Annotated in this window: 13 protein-coding genes; 9 read left to right on the top strand and 4 right to left on the bottom strand. The window is 70.4% G+C overall.

Annotated features, from left to right (window positions below; translation table 11 throughout):
* Positions 1-5 precede the first annotated feature (5 nt).
* Both ACIRQF_RS16795 and eccCa read right to left on the bottom strand, forming a co-directional pair.
* A complete protein-coding gene (locus ACIRQF_RS16795) occupies positions 6-434 on the bottom strand; it encodes a hypothetical protein (RefSeq protein WP_404092915.1) in 429 nt (142 codons plus the stop codon).
* A 129-nt stretch (positions 435-563) separates the two neighbouring features.
* Positions 564-4,514, bottom strand: a complete 3,951-nt coding sequence (gene eccCa / locus ACIRQF_RS16790) for a type VII secretion protein EccCa (protein WP_404092913.1) — start codon at positions 4,512-4,514, stop codon at positions 564-566.
* Positions 4,515-4,687: 173 nt separating this feature from the next.
* Between eccCa and eccD the strand changes: the two genes are divergently transcribed.
* The 6 genes from eccD (at position 4,688) to ACIRQF_RS16760 (ending at position 11,843) form a co-directional block, all read left to right on the top strand.
* Complete coding sequence (gene eccD, locus ACIRQF_RS16785) at positions 4,688-6,163, top strand: type VII secretion integral membrane protein EccD (protein ID WP_376637556.1); 1,476 nt, start codon at positions 4,688-4,690, stop codon at positions 6,161-6,163.
* Between the two features lie 287 nt (positions 6,164-6,450).
* Complete coding sequence (gene rpsO / locus ACIRQF_RS16780) at positions 6,451-6,741, top strand: 30S ribosomal protein S15 (RefSeq protein ID WP_132918941.1); 291 nt, start codon at positions 6,451-6,453, stop codon at positions 6,739-6,741.
* 269 nt (positions 6,742-7,010) lie between these two features.
* Positions 7,011-9,221, top strand: coding sequence for a polyribonucleotide nucleotidyltransferase (locus ACIRQF_RS16775; protein WP_376637557.1), 2,211 nt, complete (start codon positions 7,011-7,013; stop codon positions 9,219-9,221).
* Entirely contained in the window at positions 9,218-10,597 is a 1,380-nt protein-coding gene (locus ACIRQF_RS16770) for a M16 family metallopeptidase (RefSeq protein ID WP_376637558.1), read from the top strand. Before ACIRQF_RS16775 ends, ACIRQF_RS16770 begins: the two co-directional genes overlap by 4 nt.
* 35 nt (positions 10,598-10,632) lie before the next feature.
* Positions 10,633-11,385 carry a 4-hydroxy-tetrahydrodipicolinate reductase gene (gene dapB, locus ACIRQF_RS16765; RefSeq protein WP_382478081.1) on the top strand — a complete coding sequence of 251 codons (753 nt, stop codon included), beginning with the start codon at positions 10,633-10,635 and terminating at the stop codon, positions 11,383-11,385.
* Between the two features lie 5 nt (positions 11,386-11,390).
* Positions 11,391-11,843, top strand: coding sequence for a hypothetical protein (locus ACIRQF_RS16760; protein ID WP_382478084.1), 453 nt, complete (start codon positions 11,391-11,393; stop codon positions 11,841-11,843).
* A gap of 29 nt (positions 11,844-11,872) precedes the next feature.
* On the opposite strand, the gene ACIRQF_RS16755 is transcribed toward ACIRQF_RS16760, so the two are convergent.
* Together ACIRQF_RS16755 and ACIRQF_RS16750 are read right to left on the bottom strand one after the other, a co-directional pair.
* A complete protein-coding gene (locus tag ACIRQF_RS16755) occupies positions 11,873-12,421 on the bottom strand; it encodes a hypothetical protein (RefSeq protein WP_376637561.1) in 549 nt (182 codons plus the stop codon).
* 53 nt (positions 12,422-12,474) lie between these two features.
* A complete protein-coding gene (locus tag ACIRQF_RS16750) occupies positions 12,475-12,714 on the bottom strand; it encodes a hypothetical protein (RefSeq protein WP_404092907.1) in 240 nt (79 codons plus the stop codon).
* A gap of 163 nt (positions 12,715-12,877) precedes the next feature.
* Here ACIRQF_RS16750 and thyX point away from each other — a divergent pair, with 163 nt between their 5' ends.
* From thyX to ACIRQF_RS16735, 3 genes are all read left to right on the top strand, one after another.
* Positions 12,878-13,621, top strand: a complete 744-nt coding sequence (thyX, locus tag ACIRQF_RS16745; protein WP_376637563.1) for an FAD-dependent thymidylate synthase — start codon at positions 12,878-12,880, stop codon at positions 13,619-13,621.
* Positions 13,622-13,812: 191 nt separating this feature from the next.
* Entirely contained in the window at positions 13,813-14,712 is a 900-nt protein-coding gene (gene dapA / locus ACIRQF_RS16740; RefSeq protein WP_376637564.1) for a 4-hydroxy-tetrahydrodipicolinate synthase, read from the top strand.
* Between the two features lie 111 nt (positions 14,713-14,823).
* Positions 14,824-16,509, top strand: coding sequence for a ribonuclease J (locus ACIRQF_RS16735; RefSeq protein ID WP_382478086.1), 1,686 nt, complete (start codon positions 14,824-14,826; stop codon positions 16,507-16,509).
* The last annotated feature ends 305 nt before the right edge of the window (positions 16,510-16,814 follow it).

Genomic DNA, 16,814 nt, shown 5'->3' with positions numbered 1-16,814 from the left:
GCCCCCTAGAGTCCCGAGACCTTCGACTGCACCGGGGTGAAGCTGTACCCCGTCGTCAGGTCGTTGTTCTTGAACAGCGTGGAGGCGTTCCGCAGCGCGCCCTTCTCCGATTCGAGGCGCGCGTTGAGACGCTTCACCTGGCTGTCCCAGTGCTCGTGGGCCTTCTTCAGACCGGCGGCCGTGTCCCAGCCCTTGAACTCCGTCACCGCGCCGTTCGTGCCCTCGTCGGCCGCGTCGGCCGCCGACTTCAGGTCCGGCTGGATCCGGGTCTCGATGGTGTTCGCCGCCGCCTTCTTCTTGGCGGGCGTCGTCGCCAGATCGGGCTGGCCCCCGCCGCCGCCCGGATCCAGGGGCACGTGGTTCAGCTGCATGCCCGACGTCTGCTGCGCCGCCGCGTTGTCCTTGTGCCGAGCCCACTCGTCGTCGAACGACACGGGCACCCCCTTCGCTGAGTTGGACCGATGTTTGCAGTTCTGAAGTGCTCACGTCCAATGGCAGGGTCACGGTCCGGTGTCGAAACCGGAGACGCGGCCCTGCCACGGGTTCTCAGGAAGGGACGGACCTCACCTCTCCGGCAAACGCCCCGTCTGCACCAGCGAAGCCGCGCCGCGCCGCGAGACGAAGTAGCCCCGGCCCGGCGGCATCGGACGCGGCCGCACGTTGCCGAGCAGGTCGCCCTCCTGCGGGTCGCCGGACAGGACGACACCCTGCGCGCCCAGTTCCTTGATGCGCTGCATGAACGACTCGTACATGGACCGCGAGGCACCCGCGCTGTTGCGCGCGATGATGAAGCGCACGCCGGTGTCACGGGCGAAGGGCAGGAACTCGGCCAGCGGCGCGAGGGGGTTGCCCGCGCTCGTCGCCACCAGGTCGTAGTCGTCGACGATGATGAAGACCTGCGGCCCCGACCACCAGCTGCGGTCCCGCAGCTGCTGCGGCGTCACGTCCTGCGGCGGCTGGCGCCGCGCGAACACCCCGGACAGGGCCTCCATGTGCATCTGCATGGAGCTCGCCATCGGCGCGTACTCCAGCAGGTGTTCCTCCGGCAGGGCGCCGAGCAGCGCCCGGCGGTAGTCGCCGACGACGAGCTTCGCCTCGTCGGGGGAGTACCGCTCGCCGATCTGCTTGGCGATCAGGCGCAGCAGGTTCGTCTTGCCGGACTCGCTCTCGCCGAAGATGAGGAAGAACGGGTCGGTCTCGAAGTTGACGAACACCGGCTCCAGGCGCGTCTCGTCGATGCCGATCGCGATGCCGTGCTGCGGGAACTCGAAGCCCTTCGGCAGCTGGTCGGCCGCCAGCTTGTGCGGCAGCAGCCGGACCGCCGGCGCCGCCGGACCGTGCCAGGCGGTGCGTACGGCCTCCACGAAGGCGGCCGTGCCCGTCGCGAGGTCCTGCGCCGAGCTCGACCCGTCGATCCGCGGCAGCGCCCCCATGAAGTGCAGCTTCTCCGGGACCTGACCGCGCCCGGGTACGCCCGTCGGCACGTTCGCCGCGACCTTGCGGTCGAACTCGGAGTCCATGACGTCGCCGAGCCGCAGCTCCAGGCGGCCCAGCATCTGGTCCTTGAGCGCCGCCCGCACCTCCATGTAGCGGGCCGCGGTGATGACGACGTGGATGCCGTAGCCGAGTCCGCGCGCCGCCAGGTCGGCGACCGTGGCCTCCAGACCCTCGTACTCGTTGCGGAAGCCGCCCCAGCCGTCGATGACCAGGAACACGTCGCCCCAGGCCTCGTTCGGCATCTCGCCCGCCGCCCGCTTGCGCCGGTAGGTGGTCATGGAGTCGATGTTGTGCGCGCGGAAGAACTCCTCGCGCCGGTTCAGCACGCCGAGCACCTCGGCGACCGTCCGCCGCACCCGCTCGGGGTCCAGCCGGGACGCGACCCCGCCGACGTGCGGCAGTTCGGCCAGCGACGACATGCCGCCGCCACCGAAGTCCAGGCAGTAGAACTGCACCTCTCCAGGCGTGTGCGTGAGCGCGAACGACGACACCAGCGAGCGCATCAGCGTCGACTTGCCGGACTGCGGACCGCCGACCACCATCATGTGGCCCGCCGCGCCCGAGAAGTCCCGGTACAGCACCTCGCGGCGCTGCTCGAAGGGCTTGTCGATGAGGCCGAGCGGCACCGTGAGCCCGCCCGGGCGGGTGTACTCGGTCGCCGTGAGCCCCCGGTCCGGGGTCTGCGCGAGCCCGGGCAGCAGCTGGTCGAGTGACGGCGCCTGGTCGAGCGGCGGCAGCCACACCTGGTGCGCCGGCACGCCCTGACCTTCGAGGCGTCGCACGATCACGTCGAGGACGGTGTCCGCGAGCGCGTCGTCGTCCTCGCTCCGCTGCGCCGCCAGGTACGCCGGGTCGGGCGCCGCGTAGACCACCGGCACGGGCGAGGCCGTGAACATCACGGGCCGCCGCTCGATCGGCATGTTCCCCGCCTCCAGGCGCGGACCGCCGGTCCGGTACGTGCCCGAGACGTACGCCGCCTTGAAGCGGGTCATCTCGTCCGTGCCGAACTTCAGATAGCCCGAACCCGGCACCGACGGCAGGTGGTACGCGTCGGGCACACCGATCGCCGTGCGCGACTCGGCCGCCGAGAAGGTCCGCAGACCGATCCGGTACGACAGGTACGTGTCCAGGCCGCGCAGCTTGCCCTCCTCCAGGCGCTGCGAGGCGAGCAGCAGATGCACACCCAGCGAGCGGCCGATGCGGCCGATCTGGATGAACATGTCGATGAAGTCGGGCTTGGCCGTGAGCAGCTCGCTGAACTCGTCGATGACGAGCACCAGCGAGGCCAGCGGCTCCAGCGGGGCGCCGGCCGCCCGGGCCTTCTCGTAGTCGTGGATGTTGGCGTAGTTGCCCGCGGACCGCAGCAGCTCCTGGCGCCGCTGCAGCTCACCGCGGATCGCGTCGCCCATGCGGTCGACCAGGGTCAGGTCGTCCGAGAGGTTGGTGATGACGGCGGCCACGTGCGGCATCTGCGACATGCCCGCGAAGGTGGCACCGCCCTTGAAGTCCGCGAGGACGAAGTTCAGCGTCTCCGAGGAGTGCGTCACCGCCAGACCGAGCACCAGGGTGCGCAGCAGCTCCGACTTTCCGGAACCGGTCGCGCCCACGCACAGACCGTGCGGGCCCATGCCCTCCTGCGCGGCCTCCTTCAGGTCCAGCATGACCGGTGCGCCGTCCTCACCGACGCCGATCGGCACGCGCAGCCGCTCGGCGACCGACCGCGGCCGCCAGGTGCGGGCCACGTCCACCGAGGCCGCGTCGCCCAGGTTCAGCAGGTCCGTGAAGTCCAGGTTGGCGAGCAGCGGTTCGTCGTCGTCCCCGCCGCCCATCCGCAGCGGTGCCAGCTGGCGGGCCAGCGCCTCCGCCGCGGGCAGCGACATGACGTCCGGCACGCCCTCGTACGCGAAGCCGCCACCGGACTCCAGGCGCAGCCGTCCCGGCCGTACGACCACGGACAGACCGCCGCGCGGCTCGTCCAGCTCACCGGAGACCACCTCGACGATGGTCACGCCCTGCAGCCCCTCGGCCGCCGCGAACAGCGAGTCCGGCGGCACCATCCCGCCGTCCAGGATCACCACGACGTGCGGCTGGTCCAGAACCGGCTGGCTGTCCCGGCCGAACCGCGGCCGGCCGTCCAGGCGCGAGCGGATCAACTGCTCCAACTCGCCCAGGTCGTCGCCGAACAGGCGCTTCGTACCGGCCCCGTCGACGGTGCCCGGCACCTGGTTGTGCGGCAGCCACTTCGTCCAGTCCCAGCGCTCCTGCGCGCCCCGAGCCGCCACCACGGCCAGCATCAGGTCGTCGGGGGAGTGCAGCGTCACCAGCTGCGCCACCAGACCGCGCGCCGCCGACTGCGCGGACTCCGGATCGCCCGACACCGTCACGTGGTAGAACGCCCGCAGCGAGACCGCCATCGGAAGGCCGTCCAAGGTGCCGTGCACCGCGAGGAACTGCTGCATCGCGCCCGCGCACAGCGGCTCCAGCTCGTCCACCGGCGCCGTGTCCGGCGCCACCAGCGGGGTCGCCAACTGCTGCGCCCCGAGGCCGATCCGCGCCTGCGCGAAGTCGTGGTCGCCGACCCGGCGCTCCCACACCCGCGAACCCTCGGCGACCACGGACCACAACTGCTCGGGCGCCGGGTGCAGAAACAGCTGCGCGTCCCGCTGCTTGCGGGCGGTGCGCCGCACCGTACGGCGGGTCTGCGCGAGGTATTTGAGGTAGTCCCGCCGCACATCGGCCATTTGCCCCTGCGACCCACGACGGAATCTGACGAACTGGGCGATGGCCATGCCGACCGTCGACGCGAGCATGAGGGTACCCATGATGCGCATGATCGGAGACGGCGTCATGAAGAAGAACACCACGGACGAGCCCATGCCGAGCATCGGCAGGAGCTGCATCAACGCGGACTCCTGCTGTCCCCGCGGCAGTTCCGGCGGAGACTCCAGGACCAGTTCCTCGCTGGGTACTTCCGGAGGAAGGGACCTCGGCGGGCGTTTGACGACGATCTGGCTCACCGGCGCATCAATCCCTCGTTACGGGCGGGCTCGTGCGGGGACCCTGCACTCCGGCGCCCCCGTCGGCGACCGCCTCCCCCGCGAGACGGCGATCCTACTTGCCACCACCGTCCCCACTCCCCGGTAGGGTGTCGCCGCACCGTGCGCAACCGCGAATCAGGGGGTCCAGAAACGTGAGTACGACCGCAGCGACCGGCTTCTGCCGCGTCACCGTCGTGGCGCCGGACAGCCGCATCGACGTCGCACTCCCGGAGGACATCGCCGTCGCCGACGTCTACCCGGAGATCCTCCGGCTCACCGGGCAGACCCAGCCGGCCGGGGCCCCCACCGGCTATCACCTGGTCCGCCGCGACGGCACCGTCCTCGACGGCGCCCGCAGCCTCTCCGCGCAGCAGGTCCTCGACGGCGAGGTGCTCTCGCTGCGCCCGTTCGCGCAGTCCCTGCCGCCGGCCGTCTTCGACGACGTCTCCGACGCCGTCGCCTCCGCCGTCACCCGCGACCGGCACCTGTGGAGCGACGAACTGCTGCGCGGCGCGGGACTCGTCGGCGGCGTGCTGCTCCTCGTCCTCATGGGCTTCGTGCTCTGGTTCGCCGACCCGGTCCGCCACGACATGCACAGCCTGCCCGGCATCATCGCCGGCGCCGCCGGCGTGCTGCTGACCGCCTTCGCCGGGGTCCGCGCCCGGGTGTACGGCGACCGGGCCACCGCCGTAGCGCTCGGGCTGGGCGCGCTGCCGCTGCTGCTCATCGCCGGCTCCGGCATCGTCGCCGCCGACGCGGGGCAGGGCCCCGGCCGGCTCCAGTTCCTGCTCGGCTGCGTCACCGTCCTGGTCGCCTCCGTCGCCCTCGTGGCGCTCACGCCGAGCGGCGACGCCCCGTTCGTCGCGGCGACCTTCCTGGCCACCGTCGGCACCCTCGCGACCTTCGTCGCGATCCTCACCGAGGGCACGGCCACCGGCACCGCCGCCGTGTGCGTGCCCGTCGCCATCGGCCTGGTCGCCTTCCTGCCCGGTCTGTCGGCCCGCTTCGCCCGGCTGCCCATCGGCTACGCCTCCCCGCGCAGCGCCGCCGACGAGGAGTTCCTCGCCGACCCGCACCAGGCGGTCCACGCCGAGGCGCAGCCCGTCGACGGCGAGCGCATCGCGCTGCAGGCCCGCAGGGGCCACGAGATGCTGCTCGGCCTGGTCGGCGGCTGCGCGGCCGTCGTCGTCGGCTCCTGCGCGGTGCTCGGCTTCGCCGGGAACACCTGGGGCCAGCTCCTGGCCCTCGCCGCGGGTCTCGCGATGCTGCTGCGCGCCCGGCTCTTCCGCTACACGTCGCAGGTCGCCTGCGTCCTGGTGGCCGGTCTCGCCGCCATCGCCCTGCTGATCCTCGGCCTGTCCCTGAATCCGCCGGTCGACCTGGTCAAGGACCTCCTCATGTACGGGGACCGCGGCGGCCTGGACATCCGGACGATCTGGCTGAGCGCGGCCGTCGCCGCGGGCGCCGCCCTGGTCACCGCGATCGGCCTGATCATCCCGAGGAAGGGCCTCTCGCCCTTCTGGGGCCGGCTGCTCGACCTCACGGAGGGCTTCGTCCTGCTCTCCCTGGTGCCGCTGTGCCTCGGCGTCCTCGACGTGTTCATGCGGGCCCGCTCGCTGACCGGCTGAGCCGCCGGCCCGCTGACCTGCGCACATGCCGACGGGCCGGCCGCCCGGCCGGCCGAGTCGGCCCCGCCGGCCCGTGCGGCCGAACCGGGGCGGCCTGGATCTCCCCAGGCCCGCTCCGGGAGCCCTCGGGCGAGCTGGTACGCTGTGTGACGGCCGTTTGTGTACGCGCTCCCGGGTCCGAGACCGGGGAGCAGCGCTCATCGGACCTTCGCCCGCGAGTCACGGAAGCTTCCCCTGAGATCAAGACCAGGGGCACTCGTGGGCGCACGAACCAAGAGGAGATCCGCGTGGCTCTCGACGCCGCCGTCAAGAAGCAGATCATGGCCGAGTTCGGCACCAAGGAGGGCGACACCGGCTCCCCCGAGGTCCAGGTCGCCATGCTGTCCCGCCGCATCTCGGACCTGACCGAGCACCTCAAGACCCACAAGCACGACCACCACTCCCGTCGTGGTCTGCTGATCCTGGTCGGTCAGCGCCGCCGCCTGCTGCAGTACCTGGCCAAGAAGGACATCCAGCGCTTCCGTGCGCTGGTCGACCGCCTGGGCATCCGCCGCGGTGCGGCCGGCGGCGCCAAGTAAGACGCTGTGAAGGGAGCGGTTCCCACTTTCAGGGGGCCGCTCCCTTTGCTGTACGTGCGCGATGTGCCCACCGGCAATTAGTCTGGTCACACAACGCCACATCCACGCGTGAGAAGCAGCCGGCACGCCGCCGGTCCTCGGTAGTGGCCCCCGGACCTCATTCCCGGGAGCTTCGATCGAAGACCGGCCCGCCACGACAGAGCTTCTCCCGCACCGCCCCCGGCCACACGGGCCGCGGGCGCAAAGACGAAACGTAGGAGAAACCGCTAGTGGAGAACGAGACCCACTACGCCGAGGCCGTCATCGACAACGGCTCCTTCGGCACCCGCACCATCCGCTTCGAGACGGGCCGTCTGGCCCGCCAGGCCGCCGGCTCCGCCGTCGCGTACCTGGACGACGACACGATGGTCCTTTCCGCGACCACCGCGTCGAAGAAGCCCAAGGACCAGCTCGACTTCTTCCCCCTGACGGTGGACGTCGAGGAGCGGATGTACGCCGCCGGCAAGATTCCCGGCTCCTTCTTCCGCCGTGAGGGCCGGCCCTCCGAGGACGCGATCCTCACCTGTCGCCTGATCGACCGCCCGCTGCGCCCGTCCTTCAAGAAGGGCCTGCGCAACGAGATCCAGGTCGTCGCCACGATCATGGCGCTCAACCCCGACCACCTGTACGACGTCGTCGCGATCAACGCCGCGTCCGCGTCCACCCAGCTGGCCGGCCTGCCCTTCTCCGGCCCGATCGGCGGCGTCCGCGTCGCGCTGATCCAGGGCCAGTGGGTCGCGTTCCCGACGCACACCGAGCTCGAGGACGCCGTCTTCGACATGGTCGTCGCGGGCCGCGTCCTGGAGGACGGCGACGTCGCGATCATGATGGTCGAGGCCGAGGCCACCGAGAAGACCATCGCCCTCGTCCAGGGCGGCGCCGAGGCGCCGACCGAGGAGGTCGTCGCCGCGGGCCTCGAGGCCGCGAAGCCCTTCATCAAGGTCCTCTGCAAGGCCCAGGCCGACCTGGCCGCCAAGGCCGCCAAGCCCGAGGGCGAGTTCCCGGTCTTCCTGGACTACCAGGACGACGTGTACGAGGCCCTCGCGGCCGCCGTCAAGGGCGAGCTCTCCCAGGCGCTGACCATCGCGGGCAAGCAGGACCGCGAGGCCGAGCTGGACCGCGTCAAGGAGCTGGCCGCCGAGAAGCTCCTCCCGGCCTTCGAGGGCCGCGAGAAGGAGATCTCCGCCGCCTACCGCAGCCTGACCAAGGCCCTGGTGCGCGAGCGCGTCATCAAGGACAAGGTCCGCATCGACGGCCGTGGCGTCACGGACATCCGTACGCTCGCCGCCGAGGTCGAGGCCATCCCGCGCGTGCACGGCTCCGCCCTGTTCGAGCGTGGCGAGACCCAGATCCTGGGCATCACCACCCTCAACATGCTCCGCATGGAGCAGCAGCTGGACACCCTCTCCCCGGTGACCCGCAAGCGCTACATGCACAACTACAACTTCCCGCCGTACTCCGTCGGCGAGACCGGCCGCGTCGGTTCGCCGAAGCGCCGCGAGATCGGCCACGGCGCGCTCGCCGAGCGCGCGATCGTGCCGGTCCTCCCGACCCGCGAGGAGTTCCCGTACGCGATCCGTCAGGTGTCCGAGGCCCTCGGCTCCAACGGTTCGACGTCCATGGGCTCGGTCTGCGCCTCCACCATGTCGCTGCTGAACGCCGGTGTGCCCCTCAAGGCCCCCGTCGCCGGTATCGCCATGGGCCTGATCTCCCAGGAGATCAACGGCGAGACGCACTACGTCGCCCTCACCGACATCCTCGGTGCGGAGGACGCCTTCGGCGACATGGACTTCAAGGTCGCCGGTACGAAGGAGTTCGTCACCGCCCTCCAGCTCGACACCAAGCTGGACGGCATCCCGGCCTCCGTCCTGGCCGCGGCCCTCAAGCAGGCCCGTGACGCCCGCCTCCACATCCTCGACGTGATGATGGAAGCGATCGACACCCCGGACGAGATGTCCCCGAACGCCCCGCGGATCATCACCGTGAAGATCCCCGTGGACAAGATCGGCGAGGTCATCGGCCCCAAGGGCAAGATGATCAACCAGATCCAGGAGGACACCGGCGCCGAGATCACGATCGAGGACGACGGCACGATCTACATCGGTGCCCAGGTCGGCTCGCAGGCCGAGGCCGCCCGCGCCACGATCAACGGCATCGCCAACCCGACCATGCCGGAGGTCGGCGAGCGCTACCTGGGTACGGTCGTCAAGACCACCACCTTCGGTGCCTTCGTCTCCCTGCTCCCGGGCAAGGACGGCCTGCTGCACATCTCGCAGATCCGCAAGCTCGCCGGTGGCAAGCGCGTGGAGAACGTCGAGGACGTGCTCGCGATCGGCTCCAAGGTCCAGGTCGAGATCGCCGAGATCGACCAGCGCGGCAAGCTCTCCCTCATCCCCGTGATCGAGGGCGAGGACGAGGCGAAGGACGACACCGACCAGTGACGTCCCGCAGTTCCGCGACGACGGCCCGCCCCTCTTCCGAGGGGCGGGCCGTCGCCCGTACCCAAACGCTTCTCCCGGGCAGGGACGGCATCGGCACCGTCCGCCGCACCACCCTCCCCGGCGGCCTCCGCATCGTCACCGAGACGCTGCCCTCGGTGCGCTCCGCCACCTTCGGCATCTGGGCGCACGTCGGCTCCCGCGACGAGACGCCGGCGCTCAACGGCGCCACCCACTACCTGGAGCACCTCCTCTTCAAGGGCACCCACAAGCGGTCCGCCCTCGACATCTCCGCCGCGCTCGACGCGGTCGGCGGCGAGATGAACGCCTTCACGGCGAAGGAGTTCACCTGCTACTACGCCCGGGTCCTCGACACCGACCTGCCGCTGGCGATCGACGTCGTCTGCGACATGCTGACGGGCTCGCTCATCCTCGACTCCGACGTGGACGCCGAGCGCGGCGTCATCCTCGAGGAGATCGCGATGACCGAGGACGACCCCGGTGACGTCGTGCACGACCTGTTCGCGCAGACGATGTTCGGCGACACGCCGCTGGGCCGCCCGGTCCTCGGCACCGTCGACACCATCAACGCGCTCACCCGGGACCAGGTCGCCCGCTTCTACAAGAAGCACTACGACCCCACCCACCTGGTCGTCGCCGCCGCCGGCAACGTCGACCACGCCACGGTGGTACGCCAGGTCCGCCGCGCCTTCGAGAAGGCCGGCGCCCTCGGCCGTCCGGACGCCACCCCGGTCGCCCCGCGCGACGGGAAGCGCACCATCCGCACCGCGGGCCGGGTCGAGCTGCTGGGCCGCAAGACCGAACAGGCCCATGTGGTCCTCGGCATGCCGGGCCTGGCCCGCACCGACGAGCGCCGCTGGGCCCTCGGCGTGCTGAACACCGCCCTCGGCGGCGGCATGTCCTCCCGCCTCTTCCAGGAGGTCCGGGAGAAGCGCGGCCTCGCCTACAGCGTGTACTCGTACACGTCCGGATTCGCCGACTGCGGCCTCTTCGGCGTGTACGCGGGCTGCCGGCCCAGCCAGATCCACGACGTGCTGCGGATCTGCCGGGACGAGCTCGACAAGGTCGCCACGGACGGCCTCACCGACGACGAGATCGCCCGTGCCATCGGCCAGCTCTCCGGGTCGACCGTCCTCGGCCTGGAGGACACCGGCGCGCTGATGAACCGCATCGGCAAGAGCGAGCTGTGCTGGGGCACCCAGATGTCGGTCGACGACATGCTGGCCCGGATCGCCGCCGTCACCCCCGACGACGTACGGGACGTGGCACGCGACGTGCTGCGGCAGCGGCCCTCGCTCTCGGTGATAGGCCCGCTGAAGGACAAGCAGGCGAGCCGCCTCCACGAAGCGGTCTCCTGACCCCCGAGTCCCTCGAGTACGAGTAAGGAAGTGCAATGAGCAAGCTGCGCGTGGCGGTCCTCGGAGCCCAGGGCCGGATCGGCGCCGAGGCGGTCAGGGCCGTCGAGGCCGCCGAGGACATGGAACTGGTCGCGACCCTCGGCCGCGGTGACAAGCTGGAGACGCTCGTCGACGCGGACGCCCAGGTCGCCGTCGAGCTGACCACCCCGGCCTCGGTCATGGGAAACCTCGACTTCTGCGTGCGCCACGGCATCCACGCGGTCGTCGGGACCACCGGCTGGACCGAGGAGCGCCTCGCGCAGCTGAAGGGCTGGCTCGCCCAGTCCCCGGAGACGGGCGTCCTGATCGCCCCGAACTTCTCCATCGGCGCGGTCCTCACGATGAAGTTCGCGCAGATCGCGGCCCCGTACTTCGAGTCCGTCGAGGTCGTCGAGCTGCACCACCCGCACAAGGTGGACGCCCCCTCGGGCACGGCCACCCGGACGGCCCAGCTGATCGCCGCCGCCCGCGCCGAGGCCGGTCTCGGCGCTCAGCCGGACGCCACCGCGACCGCCCTGGACGGGGCGCGCGGCGCGGACGTGGACGGCGTCCGGGTCCATGCCGTCCGGCTGGCCGGTCTGCTGGCCCACCAGGAGGTGCTGCTGGGCGGCGAGGGCGAGAGCCTCACCATCCGGCACGACTCCCTGCACCACTCCAGCTTCATGCCGGGCATCCTCCTGGGCGCCCGCCGCGTCGTGACCGCCCCGGGCCTCACGTTCGGCCTGGAGCACTTCCTGGACCTGGGCTGACGGTCATGGGCGGAAAGATCACGTACGTCTTCCTCTCCACCGTCCTCGTCCTCGTCTTCGGGGTCGTGGGCATGGAGGGGATCCTGCTCCTGCTGACCGGCGAGCCGGCGGCGATGGGCATGGGAGCGGTCGCGTTCCTGCTGCCGCTGGTCGGCGGCTGGTTCCTGTGGAAGAACACCCGCTTCGCGCGCCGGGCGAACCGCCTGGCCGCGGAGCTGGAGGCCGAGGGCGGGCTGCCGGTCGACGAGCTCAGGCGCACCGAGGGCGGCCGTATCGACCGCGACTCGGCCGACGAGGTCTTCGCCCGGCGCAAGGCCGAGACGGAGGACTCGCCCGACGACTGGCGCTGCTGGTTCCGGCTCGCGGTCGCGTACCACGACGCCCGCGACACCCCCCGCGCCCGCCAGGCGATGCAGCGGGCGATCACCCTGCACGAGACGGGCCGGGCCCTGGCCTGAGCCGGGACCCGGCCCCGGCCGGCGTGTGATCAGTGCGCGCCGGCGTACTCCGCGTTCCAGGCCTCGATCGTGTCCGCGGCGCGGTCGAAGGCCTCGACGCGCGAGAGGAAGTCGGCGTTGTGGTCGGTGAGCAGCGGCGTCTGCTCACCGTTGTGCCGTACGAGCATCAGGGCCTGGCCCTGGACCGTACGGGGGAGTCCCAGCCAGCGCACCGGCTGCTGCGTGGTGCGCACGGCCGAGGTCTGGCCCCAGGGCACGGTCCGCGTCGAGAAGAACGAGACGTGCCGCAGCCCGGCCCGGCTCACCCACACGCCCATGCGCAGCACGCGCAGCGCCGCGCCGATGATCAGCGCGGCGAACGCGAAGGTGAACAGGGCCCCGCCGGTCGCGCCGGCGGCGGTGACGATGACGGCCGCGAGCAGGACGAACGAGGCGAGCAGCAGCGCGAGCGCGGCGATTCCGACCCGCCACGGCCCGGGCCGGTACGGACGACGCCACTGGTCGTGGTCGTCGAACGGCAGCGCGATGTCGTCATCGGCCTCGACGTCACGGTCGGCCGTCAGAAAGGGCAGGGGCACGACAGGTCCTCACTCACAAGCACGTTCGGTGGGCTGTGCCCGGTGAGGCTACCTCAGCGCCCGTCGGAAGCCTCGGACTGCTGGTGCCGTCCGTCCGCCGGCCCGGTCTGCAGGGAGGGCATGCCGAGCGCGAGCGAGCCGACGAGCCCCGCCACCACGGTCAGCCCGATCAGCGTACGGCCGAGGACCTGGGAGGGCGTGGGACGCTCCCGAGGCGGCGGAGTGACGTTACTGCGGAAGCGGTCGGTCTCCGCGACGAACGCGAACGGGACGGCCTCTCGCCGGCTGAACATCGGGCCACTCTCCTCGGGGCGGTGGTGCTCGTGTGTGTCACAGGTACAGACGAGCGAACCGGCGCTTTGGTGCCGTTTTTTCATCAAAGCGGCCGAATCTCATCCTTGAGAGGGAGATGGATAGAGTGGACGACTGCAACGAGCCCCGCCGGAAGGACCGCTGGTGACCGACACCCCCACCGAGCACGACGCCAAGATCGACATCCGGAGCGACGTCACGGTCGAGCTGGTACGGAGCGCCGCGACCGACTCCGACGTCCTCTGGGCGGCGCGTGTGTCCACCGCGGGCGAGCAGTCCCTCGAAGAGCTCCAGAAGGACCCGGAGCGCTCCAAGGGCCTCATCAACTACCTGATGCGGGACCGGCACGGCAGCCCCTTCGAGCACAACTCGATGACGTTCTTCATCAGTGCCCCGATCTTCGTGTTCCGCGAGTTCATGCGGCACCGGGTGGGCTGGTCCTACAACGAGGAGTCGGGCCGCTACAGGGAGCTGCAGCCCGTCTTCTACGTGCCCGACACTTCCCGCAAGCTGGTCCAGCAGGGCCGCCCGGGCAAGTACGTCTTCGTCGAGGGCACCGAGGAGCAGCACGAGCTGGTCAGCCGGACCATGGAGGACTCCTACCGACAGGCGTACGCCACCTACCAGGAGATGCTGGCCGCCGGCGTCGCCCGTGAGGTGGCCCGTTCGGTCCTCCCGGTCGGCCTTTTCTCCTCGATGTACGCCACCTGCAACGCCCGCTCGCTGATGCACTTCCTCGGCCTGCGCACCCAGCACGAGCTGGCCGCGGTGCCGTCCTTCCCGCAGCGGGAGATCGAGATGGTCGGCGAGAAGATGGAGGCCCACTGGGCCCGGCTCATGCCGCTGACCTACGAGGCCTTCAACAAGAACGGCCGTGTGGCGCCCTGACGTACGGGCCGTATGCACATAAGTACGAACTTCACGCGCGAAGTGTCCGTATTGCGACGTTTCACGAAGTTCATCTAGGCTGATCAAACGGACCCGGCACTGCTTGAACCCCCGAGCAGGCAGTGCCGGGCTCCCCTTATCGCGTCCCCCTAAGGGACACCCGGCGCTGAGCAGCGAGTAGCGTGTTACCCATGGCTCCGATCTCCACTCCGCAGACCCCCTTCGGGCGGGTGCTCACCGCCATGGTCACGCCGTTCACGGCGGACGGCGCACTCGACCTCGACGGCGCCCAGCGACTCGCCGCCCACCTCGTCGACGCGGGCAACGACGGCCTGATCGTCAACGGCACCACCGGCGAGTCCCCCACCACCACCGACGCGGAGAAATCGCAGCTCGTACGGGCGGTACTGGAGGCGGTCGGCGACCGCGCCCACGTCGTCGCCGGCATCGGAACCAACGACACCCACCACACCCTCGAGCTCGTCCGCGCCGCCGAGCGCGACGGCGCGCACGGCCTGCTCGCCGTCACGCCGTACTACAACAAGCCCTCGCAGGAGGGCCTGTACCGGCACTTCTCGGCCATCGCCGACGCCACCGAGCTCCCGGTGATGCTCTACGACATCCCCGGCCGCAGCGGCGTCCCGATCGACACCGCGACCATCGTCCGGCTGGCCGAGCACCCCCGGATCGTCGCCAACAAGGACGCCAAGGGCGACCTCGGCCGCGCGAGCTGGGCCATCGCGCGGTCCGGCCTCGCCTGGTACTCCGGCGACGACATGCTCAACCTGCCGCTGCTCTCCGTGGGCGCCTGCGGCTTCGTCTCCGTGGTCGGCCACGTCGTCGCCCCGGAGCTCCGCGCCATGCTCGACGCCTATCTGGCCGGCGACGTCCAGAAGGCCACCGAGATCCACCAGCGGCTGCTGCCGGTCTTCACCGGCATGTTCCGCACCCAGGGCGTCATGACCACCAAGGCCGCCCTCGCCCTCCAGGGCCTCCCGGCCGGCCCCCTGCGCCTGCCGCTCGTCGAGCTCTCCGCCGAGGAGACCGCCCAGCTCAAGGTCGATCTGGCCGCGGGCGGGGTACAGCTCTGACAACAGACTTCACAACTGAAGATCCGTAACTGAACACAACAAGCAAGTGCACGAATGTCATGCGCGCCACGTGCCGAGCCGGTACGTGGCGCGCGTGGTGAGGAGAGTCTTTTGAGCCATCCGCATCCTGAACTCGGCGCCCCGCCGAAGCTGCCCAAGGGCGGCCTGCGCGTCATCCCGCTCGGCGGCCTCGGTGAGATCGGCCGGAACATGACGGTCTTCGAGTTCGACGGCCGTCTGCTGATCGTCGACTGCGGCGTCCTCTTCCCCGAGGAGGAGCAGCCTGGCGTCGACCTGATCCTGCCGGACTTCACCATCATCCGGGACCGACTCGACGACATCGAGGGCATCGTGCTCACGCACGGCCACGAGGACCACATCGGTGCCGTCCCCTACCTGCTCCGGCTGAAGCCGGACATCCCGCTCATCGGCTCCAAGCTGACCCTCGCCCTGATCGAGGCGAAGCTCCAGGAGCACCGCATCCGCCCCTACACCCTCGAGGTGAAGGAGGGCGACCGCGAGCAGATGGGCCCCTTCGACTGCGAGTTCATCGCGGTCAACCACTCCATCCCGGACGCCCTGGCCGTCGCCATCCGCACCCCCGCGGGCATGGCCGTCGCCACCGGTGACTTCAAGATGGACCAGCTCCCGATGGACGGTCGTCTCACCGACCTCCACGCGTTCGCGCGGCTGAGCGAGGAGGGCATCGACCTCCTCCTCTCCGACTCCACGAACGCCGAGGTCCCGGGCTTCGTCCCGCCGGAGCGCGACATCTCGAACGTCCTGCGGAACGTCTTCGCGAACGCGCCGAAGCGCATCATCGTGGCCAGCTTCGCCAGCCACGTGCACCGCATCCAGCAGATCATCGACGCCGCCCACGAGTACGGCCGCCGGGTCGCCTTCGTCGGCCGCTCGATGGTCCGCAACATGGGCATCGCCCGCGACCTCGGCTACCTGCGGGTCCCGGCCGGCCTCGTCGTCGACGTGAAGACGCTCGACGACCTCCCGGACGACGAGGTCGTGCTGGTGTGTACGGGGTCCCAGGGCGAGCCCATGGCCGCCCTCTCCCGCATGGCCAACCGCGACCACCAGATCCGGATCGTCCCCGGGGACACGGTCATCCTGGCCTCGTCCCTGATCCCGGGCAACGAGAACGCGGTCTACCGCGTCATCAACGGCCTGACCCGCTGGGGCGCCAACGTCGTCCACAAGGGCAACGCCAAGGTGCACGTCTCGGGCCACGCCTCGGCCGGCGAGCTGCTGTACTTCTACAACATCTGCAAGCCGAAGAACCTCATGCCGGTCCACGGCGAATGGCGCCACCTGCGTGCCAACGCCGAGCTCGGCGCGATGACGGGTATCCCGAAGGACCACATCGTCATCGCCGAGGACGGCGTCGTCGTCGACCTGGTCGACGGCCGCGCCCGGATCACCGGCAAGGTCCAGGCCGGCTACGTGTACGTGGACGGCCTCTCGGTCGGCGACGTCACCGAGAGCTCGCTCAAGGACCGCCGGATCCTCGGTGAGGAAGGGATCATCTCGGTCTTCCTGGTCGTGGACTCCACGACCGGCAAGATCGTGGGCGGTCCGCACGTCCACGCCCGGGGCTCCGGCATCGACGACTCCGCCTTCGACGCGGTGCTCCCCAAGATCGACCAGGCCCTGAACAAGTCCGCCCAGGACGGCGTGGTCGAGCCGCACCAGCTCCAGCAGCTGATCCGTCGCACGGTCGGCAAGTGGGTCTCCGACACCTACCGCCGCCGCCCGATGATCCTCCCGGTGGTCGTGGAGGTCTGACGGACCGTCGCGTACGACCGGAGGGGGGCGCCTCGATTTGCATCGGGGCGCCCCCCTCCAGTACGTTTACGGCTCCGCCAGAGGGGAAGCCCCAGGCACCACTGTGTGCCAGGAGGTCGAACCGGGAGGCGGAAATTCCGACTCAGAACTTCTGATAAAGTTGGAAACACGCCGGAAGGCCTCGGAAAAGAAGACGAAAGTCGGAAAGCCGGGACCGGAAAGCACCGAGGAAATCGGATCGGAAAGATCTGATAGAGTCGGAAACGAAGGAAGCGCCCGGAGGAAAGCCCGCGAGGGTGAGTACA

This window comes from Streptomyces sp. NPDC101191 (genome assembly GCF_044767915.1).
Taxonomy (GTDB): Bacteria; Actinomycetota; Actinomycetes; order Streptomycetales; family Streptomycetaceae; genus Streptomyces.
Note: the sequence above shows the minus strand (reverse complement) of the source record. Positions and strands in the feature narration are given on the sequence as shown.

What these genes read in the sequence shown, in the direction of transcription:
- dapB (WP_382478081.1), top strand. Translation starts at nt 10,633, where the DNA reads ATGAGCAAGCTGCGCGTGGCGGTCCTCGGAGCCCAGGGCCGGATCGGC.
- dapA (WP_376637564.1), top strand. Translation starts at nt 13,813, where the DNA reads ATGGCTCCGATCTCCACTCCGCAGACCCCCTTCGGGCGGGTGCTCACC.
- ACIRQF_RS16750 (WP_404092907.1), bottom strand. Translation starts at nt 12,714, where the DNA reads ATGTTCAGCCGGCGAGAGGCCGTCCCGTTCGCGTTCGTCGCGGAGACC.
- ACIRQF_RS16760 (WP_382478084.1), top strand. Translation starts at nt 11,391, where the DNA reads ATGGGCGGAAAGATCACGTACGTCTTCCTCTCCACCGTCCTCGTCCTC.